The organism is Pseudokineococcus sp. 5B2Z-1, from assembly GCF_037482305.1.
In the GTDB taxonomy this organism is placed as follows: domain Bacteria; phylum Actinomycetota; class Actinomycetes; order Actinomycetales; family Quadrisphaeraceae; genus Pseudokineococcus.
In genome coordinates, this window is the sequence record NZ_JBBHZG010000008.1 from 15,430 (window position 1) to 25,700 (window position 10,271).

The window sequence follows — 10,271 nt, forward strand, 5'->3', positions numbered from 1 at the left end:
CCACGAGCCCGGTGGTGCGACGTCGACCGAGGGGGACCTCAGCCGGCCGTGCCCTCGGTCGACCGGGACCTCAGTCGACCGGGAAGAGGGACACGGTCACCGCGCCCCGGTAGGTGCCCGGCTCGGTGCTCGTCGGGACCTCGAGGCGCAGGTCCGCCGTCACCGTGGCCGTGCCGGAGCGGTCGGAGCCGCTCGCCGCAGCCAGCCGCTGCGGCGCGGCCAGGCCGGCGCCGCCGCTCATGACGGTCCGGACCGGCGGTCCGGCCGCGACGCCCTCGGCCGCCGCCACGACGAGCGGCGTCCACCCGAGGTGCCCGGCCGGCAGGGCACCGCCCGGGCCGGCGAGGTCGGACGACTGGCCCGAGACGGCCCAGCCCCCGTCCCCGGCCTGGGCGTCGGTGCGGGAGTCCGTCACCGCGATGTCGGGCAGGCGGCCCTCCATCACGAGGCGGTCGCCCGCGTTGGCGGCCGCACCGAGCGCGGTGCCGCCGCCGTCGCCCCCGACGGTCAGCGCGAGGAAGCCGTCGGCCTCCTCGGGCACGACGGCCTCGACGGGGATGCCGTCGCCGTCGTCCGCGGTGGCCTGGCGGAACAGGCGCGGGGCGAAGTCGACCAGGGCGTGCTGCCAGGTGTCCCAGCCGTGCGGGCCCTCGTAGTACCCGTCGAACTCGTGCTCCACGCCGAGGCGGTCGAAGAGCTCGAGCGTCGAGCGCACGGACCCGTAGGTGAAGTCCGTGACGTTGCCGTTGTAGAGCCGCAGCAGCGTGGTGCCCTCGTTGACGGCCTCGACGTCGAGGTCCGAGCCGTCGCCGGAGAGGCCGGCCGAGAAGGCGCCGATGTAGCCGAACGCCCCGGGGCGCTGGCGGAGCACCTCCAGGGTCTGGAAGCCGCCTCGCGACAGGCCGGCGAGCGCCCGGCGCTGCGGGTCGTCGCTGACGCCGAACTGCTCCTGCGCCGCCGGCGCGATGTTGTCGAGCAGCTCGGTCGTGAAGTCGCCGACGTTGCCGTTCCCCATCACCACGACCATGGGCTCGAGGTTCCCGTCCCGGAGGTGGTTGTCGAGGATCTCCGCGGCGTGGCCCATCTCGGGCCAGTCGGTGTACGACTGGCCGCCGCCGTGCTGCAGGTACAGCACCGGCCAGGGCTCGGCGCGGTCGGCGTTGAAGCCCGGCGGGGTCCACACCAGGGCGGTGCGCTCCTCGCCGGCGACGTCGCTGTCGTACGTCATCGGCTGCACCGTCCCGCGCTCGTCCTCGGGGACGGGCGTGAGGACGCGCGCGGCCCCGCCCGGCACGAGGAACTGGCTCCACGTGGGCTCGCTCGTCACGCTCGTCGGGTTCCGGGTGTCCTTGACCGACTGCATGTCGACGATGAGGCGGTAGTGGTACCAGCCGGGCTCGAGGGGCCCGACGGTGCCGCGCCAGCGGTCACCGACCTTCGACAGCTCGACCCGCAGCCACAGGTTGCTCGGGCCCCAGTTGGCCCACACCGTGACGTGCTCGGCGTCGGCGAAGTCCGTGGTGGTCTCGAAGGTGGCGAAGCCGTCCTCGGTGACCCACGGCGTCGACCCGTCCTCCGGCGCCGTCGGCGTGAAGGGCTCCTCGATGAGCTCGTGGCCCGGGCTGAGGCCCGGGTAGCGCCCGTCCTGGAAGAGGCGCTGGGAGAAGTCGACGAGGTCCTCCTGCCAGGCGTCCCAGTTGTGGCCGGCGTCCGGCTTGGCGCCGTCGAACTGGTGCTCCACGCCCGCCGCGTCGAGCGCCCCGAGGGCGGTGTACACGTCGTTGTAGGCGATGTCGGTCTGGTTGCCGACGTAGAGCCGGAGCAGCTCGGTGCCCGCGTTGATCTCGTCGACCGGGAGGTCCTCGAGGTCGAAGCGGCCCGCGCCGAAGGTGCCGACGGAGGCGAAGGCGCCCGGGTCGGACCGGAGCACCTCGAAGGCCTGGCCGCCGCCCATCGACAGCCCCGCCAGCGCGCGCTGGGCCGGGTCGCTGCTGACGTTGAGCTGCCGCTCCGCCGCGCGGGTGATGTTGCGCAGCAGCTCGTCCGGGAAGCTGCGGACGTTGCCGTCGCCCATGACGACGACCATGGGCGCGATGTCGCCCGCGGCGTAGAGGTTGTCGAGGACCTGCCCGGCCCGGCCGACCTCGACCCAGTCGCGGTAGCCCTGGCCGCCGCCGTGCTGGAGGTACAGCACGGGGTAGGGCTCGGCCCGCTCCGCGTCGTAGTCCGGCGGCGTCCAGGCGAGGGCCGCCCGGTCCTCGCCGGCCACCGAGCTGCGGTAGGTGAGCTCGCGCACCTCGCCGCGCGCCCCCTCCGGGGCGTCGACGAGCAGCTCGGCCCCCTCGCCCTCGACGACGAAGGTGGACCACTCCGGCTCGGAGGTGACGCTCGTCGGGTTGGTCGGGTCCTTGACCGTGTACTGGTCGTCCGCGGTGACCTGGTAGTAGTACGAACCCGGCTCGAGCGGCCCGAGCACGCCGGTGGCGGTGTCGCCCCGGAGCGTCAGGCCGTACTCCGCCCAGTTCGACGACGGGCCGAAGTTGCCCTCCGCGACGATCTGGCTGACGTCGCGGCCGACCGCCTCTTCCACCTCGCCCACGGGCACGGTGAAGGTCGCGAACCCCGACTCGTCGACGACGACCCACGGCGTCGCCGCGCTCGCCGGCGCCGCGACCGCGACCACCCCGCCGAGCACCATCGCGGCCCCCGCCGCGACGGCGACCCCCCTGCGCCAGGGCGCTCCGCGCGCCTGGTCCTCCTGCACAGCGTCCACCCGGTGGCTCCTCTCCGTCGAGGCTCCCGCCCCCACCCCGGGCCGCCCGGAGGGCGTGAGGGGGTGCTGCGTCGGGGCGGTGGCAGCGGCTGCCTCTGGCGCGGTGGTGCTTTAACGCGATACCGCGTCTACCTGGCCTCTTACATCGTCGTAAGCCGCTGGCCGTACCCTGCTGCGGGCGGACGAGACGTGTCAAGGGGTGCGGAGCGGACATCTCACGGGCCGCGCTGGCGGGCACCCGACGTCGCGCCACGGCCCTCCGGCTCCCGACCCCGGTCCCCCGGGACTGGGGTCGGGCCTCAGGCGGGGGTGCTCACCGCGCGGGTCGACCCGCGCGGTGAGCACCCCCGCCTGAGGCCCGACCCCGGTCCCCCGGGACCGGGGTCGGGCCTCAGGCGGGGGTGCTCACCGCGCGGGTCGACTCGCGCACGACGAGGTGCGCGCCGCTGGGGCGCAGCAGCCGCGCCGCCACCGGGCCGGAGCGCAGCTGGGCGAGCAGCAGGTCGACGACCGCCTCGGCCATCGCCGCGTTGCCCGGGTCCACCGTCGTGAGCCGCGGGACGGTGTAGGACGAGCCCTCGTCGTTGTCGAAGCCGACCACCTGGACGTCGCCCGGCACGTCGCGCCCTGTGTCGGCGAGCGCGCGCAGCGCGCCCGTGGCGGCGGCGTCGGTGAGGACGAAGAGCGCGTCGACGTCGGCGTGCTCCTCGAGAAGCCGCCGCGTCGCCTCGAACCCGCCGTGGGCGTCGAAGGCGCTCACCGGCACGACGAGCCGCTCGTCGACGACCCGGCCGGCGTCGAGCAGCGCCCAGCGGAACCCCTCGGTGCGCAGGCTCGGCATGTCGGCGCCCGCGCGGGCGGGGCGGCCCCCGACGACGGCGACGCGGCGGGCGCCGTGCTCGAGGAGGTGGCGGACGGCGAGGACGGAGCCCCCGACGTCGTCCATCGCCACCTGAGGGTGGGCGCCCCGCAGGGGCCGCTCGCCGAGCAGGACGCACGGCTTGTCGCCCACGGCCCGCCGCACCTCCTCGCCGTCGAGGACGACGGGGCTGACGGCGACGGCGTCGTAGGCGCCCAGCCGCTCGGGCGACAGGGCGCTCTCCTCCCCCGCGCGCGTGGCCCCCGTCCGCTCGAGGACGACGCGGTAGCCGTGCGGCTCGAGCCCGCGCGAGAGCCGGCCCGCCAGGTGGGCGTAGTAGGTCGCGGCGACCTCGGGGACGACGAGGCCGACGGCGCCGGTGCGCCCCGTCCGCAGGCGCCGCGCGCTGGCGTTGGCCCGGTACCCCAGCGCGCTGACGGCCTCGGTGACGCGGGCGCGGGTCGCCTCGCTGACGCCCGAGCGCCCGTTGACGACGTTGGAGACGGTCATGGGCGAGACCCCCGCGGCCCGGGCGACGTCGCTCATGGTGACCACGGCGGCACCCTGCCACGCGCCGCGGCTCAGCCCCCGGCCGGGCCGCCGGTCGAGCCGCGGACGACCACGCGGAAGGGCGCCTCGTGGCGCCGGGGCGGCAGCTGGCCGGGCCCGGCGCCCCCGACCCGTTCGAGGAGCATCGCGACGGCGGTGCGGGCGACGTCGTCGAGGCCCAGGTCCACCGAGGACAGGGCGGGCCGGGACCACCCGGGGGCGAGGTCCCCGATCCCCATCACCGCCACGTCGTCCGGCACCCGCAGGCCGCCCTCGGCCAGGGCGTGGAGGGCGCCGACGGCCAGGGCGTCGTCGAGCGCGAGGACGGCGTCGACCGGCGTCCCCGCGCTGAGCAGGGCGGCGACGGCCGCCGCGCCGGCCCGCGGGTCCCCGGCCCGCGCGGGGACGACGAGGCGCGGGTCGACGGGGGCGCCGGCGTCCTCCAGCGCCCGGCGTGAGCCCACGACCCGGGCGCTCGCCCCGCCCCGCCCGGTGGACCCGTCCGCCGGCGCCCCGACGACCGCCACCCGGCGGCGGCCCGCGTCGAGCAGGTGCCGAGCGGCGGCCGCCGCCGCCTCGGCGTCCGCGGTGGCGACCTGGTCGACCGCGACGACGACGTCCGCCCGCCCGAGGAGGACGACCGGGTGGTCCACCTCGTCGAGCAGCGCCCGCTCCGGCGCGCCGAGCAGCTCGGCGGCGAGCAGCAGCCCGTCGGTGCGGTGCGGCTCGCCCACGAGGACACCGGCGAGGCGCCCGGGGTCCGTGCCGGTGCGGCTGACGACGACGGCGAGGTCGTGCTCCTGCGCCGCCGTGAGCACCGCGTCGGCGAGCGCCGCGGCGGCGGGCGTCCGGAGGTCCGGCAGCACGAGACCGACGACGCCGGTCCGCCCCGACCGCAGGCCCCGGGCGGAGAGGTTGGGCCGGTAGCCCAGCTCGCTGATCGCCTGCTCGACCCGCGCCCGGGTGCTCTCGTGCACGTGCGGGCGCCGGTTGACGACGTTCGACACCGTCTTCGAGGAGACCCGGGCGCGACGGGCGACGTCGCGCATCGTCACCGCCACGACGACGCCCCCGCAGCCCGCGACCGGGGGCGACCGCGCCCCGGGAGAGGTGCGGGCCGACCCCCGGGCCGAGCCCCGGGTCGCCCCCCGGGCCGACGCCTCACCCGCCCGCCGGGACGCGCAGCAGCGCCCCGAGCTCGCGGGCGGACCCGGCGAGCGCCTCCTGCGCCGCCGGCAGCACGGCCCGCGCGGCCTCGCGCGCCTCCGGCGACAGGGCCCACGCCAGCTGCTCCCGGACGCGCTGGCGCGTCACCTCGTGCGGCAGGAGCACGGGCCAGCCCAGCGCCCGCGCCTGCGCGGCCACCTTGGCGCCGCCCTCGACGGGGTCGAGCGCGACCACGGGGACGGCGTTCTTCAGCGCCAGGACCACGCCGTGCAGGCGGCTGCTGACGACGACGTCGAAGCGGCGGAGCAGGGCCTCGACCTGCGCGGCGGTCGAGGGCACGTGGGGCTCCCCGGTGGCCAGGCGCGTGTCGAAGGGCACGACCGCCGGCGGCCCCGCGGGGCCGGGGGCCGAGGCGAGGGCGGGCAGGACGACGTCGTGGACGGCGTCGTGGCGCTGCCGCTCCCCGTACTCGTGCTGGGCGTGCGCGGCGCAGAGCCCGACGACGGGCACCGGCGGCACGGGCACGAGCAGGGAGGTGTCGGGACGCGGCTCGCCGTCGCCGTCGCGGGCCAGGGCCGCGTGCAGCGGCGCGAGGCCGTCGACGACCGAGACGTCGACGCCGAGGAGCCGGGCGCGGGGGAACCGGTCGGCGACGCGCTGCAGCTGGCGCCCGCGGGCGGGCCCGCACACCCACAGGACGACGTCGTACCGCTCCGGGTCGACCGTGTCGAGGTCCACGCTGGCCGCGTCGTCGGGCGCGAAGGTGCGCGTCATCGCGACGTCGAAGGGCTCGTCGAGGGCGCGGAGGTCCGCGACGGCGGCGTCGCGCGCGAGGAGGTCCCCCGCGGTGATCTCCCCGTCGGGGACGCTGAACCAGCCGGTCACGAGCACGCGGCGCCCGGGTCCGGTGCCGCCGGGGTCGAGGTGTCCGGGGTCGGGGGGGCCGGCGGAGGGGCGTCGGGCGGGGGTGTCGTCCACGCCGGGACGGTCCCACGAGCGGGCGCGCCCGCGCCCCCCGGCTCGCCGCCGCCAGAGGGGCGGCTGCGGGCCGGGGGCGCGGGTGGCGTTTGGCGCCCGGGGGCCCCACCGGTCGAGCTGCTCAGGCGAGGGTGAGGATGCGACCCCGGACCTGCTCGACGAGGGCGGCGGGGACCTCCGCCAGCCCGTGGTCGTCGCGGGCGTGGGCGCCCACGGCGCCGAGGATGTCGGCCTCCGTCGGAGCGCGGAAGGTCTTGCGGCACCCCGGCACGACGTCACCGCACGAGAACTGCTTCATGGTCACCTCCTGGTCGGGCGACCGCGTCTCGGCGCCCGCCCCCTCATCGGCCGCCGGCGCCCTCGAGCAGCGCCACGAGGCGCGCGACCACCCGTTCGGCGCGCACGACCCCCACGGCGCGCCCGAGGTCGTCGACGACGACGACGGGGTCGAAGCGCGTCGCCTCGGGGCGGGCGACGGCGCGGCGGGCGAGGTCGACGACGCCGTCGGAGGGGCGGGCGCGCAGGGACACCCGCGCCGTGCGGTGCCCGCTCTCCCCCTCCCTGCGCAGCGGGAGGAGGAGAGCGGCCGGGTGGGCCTCCTCGTCGAGGCGCAGCCCCACCTCGCCCGTCTCCAGCAGCAGGGGCTCCCCCGCGCTCGGGTCCTCGCAGCGGACGGCCTCGACGAGGCTGGCCACGTCCTCGACGAACGAGACGCGGGCCGCGGCGGAGCGCAGGCGCGCGGCCACGGCGGCGTCCAGGGGCTCGAAGCGGGGCGAGGGTCGCGCCAGCAGGTACCCCTGGGCGAGCGGGGCGCCGAGGCGCAGGAAGGCGTCCATCTCCTCCCACGTCTCCACGCCCTCGGCGAGCAGCCACGCGTCGAGGCGGCCGGCGAGCTCGCCGAGCATCTCCGCGAGCGCCAGCTTCGCCTCGTCGAGGTGGATGCCGGCGACGAGGGCGCGGTCCAGCTTGACGAGGTGCGGGCGCACGGTCGTCAGCTGCTGCAGGCCGGAGTAGCCGGAGCCGGCGTCGTCGAGGGCGACGAGGGCGCCGCGGTCGGCGAGCCGCCCGCAGAGGGCCACGACGGGCGTGAGGTCGGCGACGGCGGTGTGCTCCGTGAGCTCGAGCACGAGGGGCGAGAGGTCCCCCGCCCCGAGGAGGAGGTCCGCCAGGACGGGCTCGCCGAGCAGGTGCGGGCTGACGTTGACGGTGAGGAAGCAGTTGTCCGGCAGGTCGGCGCGCAGCGCGAGCGCCCGCTCCACGACGAGGGCCTCCAGCGCGGCGCCGCGGCCGAGGCGGTCGGCGGCGGCGAACCACAGGTCCGGCGTCAGCGGCTGCGCCACCCCGGCCGGCTGCTCGAAGCGCGACAGCACCTCGTAGCCCGCGACGACGGCGCGCGCGACGTCGACGATGGGCTGGACGACGAGCCGCAGCCGGGACGGGTCCGCCAGGACGCCGGCGACGAGCGCCGGCCAGTCCGGCGGGGCGTCGTCCGGCGGGGCGTCGTCCGGCGGGGCGTCGTCCGGCACGGCACGCGGCGACGGGAGGGCCGGGTCCTCGGTCGGGGCGGCGGGGCCGGCAGGGGGCATGAGGCGTCCATCGGCGCACCCGGACGCCGGGTGCAGCGCGCGACGGCGCGGTCCACCGGACGGACGACGCGGCGCGACCCGCCCGGCGCCGCCGCGGGAGGGTCGAGCCGGACGACGGGGCCGGCCCGTCGGCTCGGGGGGCGGACGGCTCCGGGGTCAGCCGCCGGCGGTCGGCGCGGAGGTGGGCGCGCCCCCCGCCCCGCCTGCCGCCCCGCCCGCCGCCCCGCCCGACGTCTCGCTCGGCGTCCCACCCGCCGTGGGGACCGGCGCGGCCCCGCCGTCGCCGGTGGTGGAGCGCCCGTCGTCGTCGAGGGCGGGCTGGCCCGGGGCGTCCGGAGGCGCGTCGGGGCCGTCCTCGGGGTCCCCCTCGGGCAGCAGCGTCGGGTCGGCCTCGTCGACGGGCGTGGGCCGGGAGGAGACGGCCGGCCAGGCGCGCCACGGCCCCACGGTGACCTCGGCGCTCGGCGTGGCGCTGACGACCCGCCACGACAGGACGTCGCCCGTCCCGGCGTCGAAGCGCAGCAGCGTCATCTCGGCCGTCCCGTTGAGCGGTCCCACGGTGAGCTGGTCGTGGACGGCGCCGGCCGTGCTCGAGCTGATGTACCGGATGCCCCGGCCGACCTGCTCGGGGTCGGTCCGCACGTGGTAGTGGCCGGAGACCTGGGCGGGGGCGCAGCCCGCCTCCAGCGCGGGCGCCCCGATGGACGGGTCGTGCACGAGGAGCAGGTCGACGTCGTCCGCCGCGCACGCCTCCTCGACGAGGGTCCGGGCGCTCTCCTCGGCGGAGGCGCCCTCCGGGGCGGAGCTGCCCGAGAGCAGCTGCGTGGAGCGCGGGTCGGGGACGCCGAGGACCTTCAACCCGGCGACGTCCACGACCTCGCCCTCCAGCACCGTCCAGCCCGCCGACCGCTCCTGGTCGGCGGTCGTCGGGCTGTCGTGGTTCCCGTCGGCGACGACGACCGGCACGTCGGGGAGGGCCCGGGCGAAGGCGCTGACGCACGTCTGCTCGACGGCCGTGCCGTTCATCACCGTGTCCCCCGCGTTGAGCACGAGGTCGACGTCCGCGAGCTCGGCCAGCCGGGCGACCGGCCCGGCCATGCCCACGTTGCAGTGCAGGTCCGAGACGACGAGCGCGGTGACGACGTCGTCCGCCGGCACGCGCTCCCGCCCGGTGGACGTCGGCCCCGGCGTCGCGCCGGCCGTGGACGGCGCCTGCGGATCGCCTGCGGCCGCCGCCGGACCGCTCGGGGCGGTCGTGCCGGTGGGCGACGCTGTGCTGCCGGGCGACGCGGTGACGTCCGACGACGCGGTGCTGGCGGCCGACGCGGTGCTGCTCGGCGAGGAGGTGCTGCGGGACGAGCCCGAGGCGGGCAGCACGGCCGGGTCCTGCCTGCTGCGCCGCTCCCAGGCGCGCTCGAGGTCGGCGGTGACGCGGTCGTAGAACTGCGTGTTCTCGTCGACGAAGTCGGTCACGTACCCGCCGACGAGGTCGACGACGCTCGCGAGGCGGCCGGTGATGCGGGCGCCCTCGAGCGGGGTGCCGTCGAAGACGGGCGACGCCTGGCGGCTGGCGGCGTCGCGCTGCGCCTGCGGGCGGAAGCCGGCCACGACCACGGCGGCGACGAGCGAGAGGGCCAGCACGCCGGCCAGGACGGCGCGGTGCCGGTGGCCGAGGGCGGCGAGCTCGGCCCGGCGGGCGCGCCCCAGGGCCAGGCGGCCGAGGACGGCGACGAGCACGAGGAGCGTCCAGGCGGTGAGCCACCGCTGCGCGGCGTCGAGCACGAGCGCGCGGACGACGACGTCGACGGTGGCCTGCGGGGCCGAGAAGAGCTGGAGGTAGCGCTGGAGGTCGTCGCCCAGCAGGTCGACCGTCGACGTCGACGACACGCCGATGTCGGTGACCTCGCGCGGGATCTCCTCGACGACGACGTCCACGCCCAGCCGCAGGGGCAGCGGCGAGTCGATGACGAGGGCGCCGAGGGGGCCGAGGTCGACGGCGACCTCACCGTCGGTCGTCACGGAGTACTCCGCCACGTGCGGCCCGAGGCTGGCCTCGGCGGACGCCGACGTGACGCCGTAGACGGCGGCGACGAGCCCGAGGGCGACGACGAGGGCGCTCCAGGCCGCGAGCGCCCGGCCCCGGCCGGCGCGCCAGGGGCGGCGCCGCGGCCCTCGCGCCGGTCGAGCCGCGGCGCGGGACCCCCCCGTCGCGGGGCTGCTGGGGTGCTGGTCGTCCACGCTCCGATCATCCCCCGCGCGCGCCGTGCGGCGCACCGCGCCCGAGGGCAGTGGCACGAGACCGTCACACTCGCGCACCCGCCGCCGGTCCCGCCCCGGGACGACGTCGGGGACATGCACC

At 77.8% G+C, this 10,271-nt stretch carries 7 protein-coding genes; all 7 read right to left on the reverse strand.

Annotated features, from left to right (window positions below):
• Nucleotides 1-70 precede the first annotated feature (70 nt).
• On the reverse strand, nt 71-2,773 hold the full coding sequence (locus tag WDV85_RS15805) for an alpha/beta hydrolase (protein ID WP_339571543.1): 2,703 nt from the start codon (nt 2,771-2,773) through the stop codon (nt 71-73).
• Nucleotides 2,774-3,164: 391 nt separating this feature from the next.
• The gene (locus tag WDV85_RS15810; protein ID WP_339571609.1) at nt 3,165-4,178 is read right to left on the reverse strand and encodes a LacI family DNA-binding transcriptional regulator; all 1,014 of its coding nucleotides are present in this window, start codon (nt 4,176-4,178) and stop codon (nt 3,165-3,167) included.
• A gap of 35 nt (nt 4,179-4,213) precedes the next feature.
• Nucleotides 4,214-5,230 (reverse strand): LacI family DNA-binding transcriptional regulator, encoded by a 1,017-nt coding sequence (locus tag WDV85_RS15815; RefSeq protein ID WP_339571610.1) that lies wholly within the window; start codon nt 5,228-5,230, stop codon nt 4,214-4,216.
• A 112-nt stretch (nt 5,231-5,342) separates the two neighbouring features.
• Complete coding sequence (locus WDV85_RS15820; RefSeq protein WP_339571544.1) at nt 5,343-6,326, reverse strand: polysaccharide pyruvyl transferase family protein; 984 nt, start codon at nt 6,324-6,326, stop codon at nt 5,343-5,345.
• A gap of 121 nt (nt 6,327-6,447) precedes the next feature.
• Nucleotides 6,448-6,624, reverse strand: a complete 177-nt coding sequence (locus WDV85_RS15825) for a DUF1059 domain-containing protein (RefSeq protein WP_339571545.1) — start codon at nt 6,622-6,624, stop codon at nt 6,448-6,450.
• Between the two features lie 43 nt (nt 6,625-6,667).
• Nucleotides 6,668-7,852 (reverse strand): EAL domain-containing protein, encoded by a 1,185-nt coding sequence (locus tag WDV85_RS15830; RefSeq protein WP_339571546.1) that lies wholly within the window; start codon nt 7,850-7,852, stop codon nt 6,668-6,670.
• A gap of 216 nt (nt 7,853-8,068) precedes the next feature.
• Nucleotides 8,069-10,150: a metallophosphoesterase family protein gene (locus WDV85_RS15835; RefSeq protein WP_339571547.1), complete on the reverse strand. Its 2,082-nt coding sequence runs from the start codon at nt 10,148-10,150 to the stop codon at nt 8,069-8,071.
• Nucleotides 10,151-10,271: the final 121 nt, after the last annotated feature.

Bases quoted from the DNA above. Each gene is read 5' to 3' on its own strand.
- WDV85_RS15815 (WP_339571610.1), bottom strand. From the start codon at position 5,230: ATGCGCGACGTCGCCCGTCGCGCCCGGGTCTCCTCGAAGACGGTGTCG.
- WDV85_RS15825 (WP_339571545.1), bottom strand. From the start codon at position 6,624: ATGAAGCAGTTCTCGTGCGGTGACGTCGTGCCGGGGTGCCGCAAGACC.
- WDV85_RS15810 (WP_339571609.1), bottom strand. From the start codon at position 4,178: ATGAGCGACGTCGCCCGGGCCGCGGGGGTCTCGCCCATGACCGTCTCC.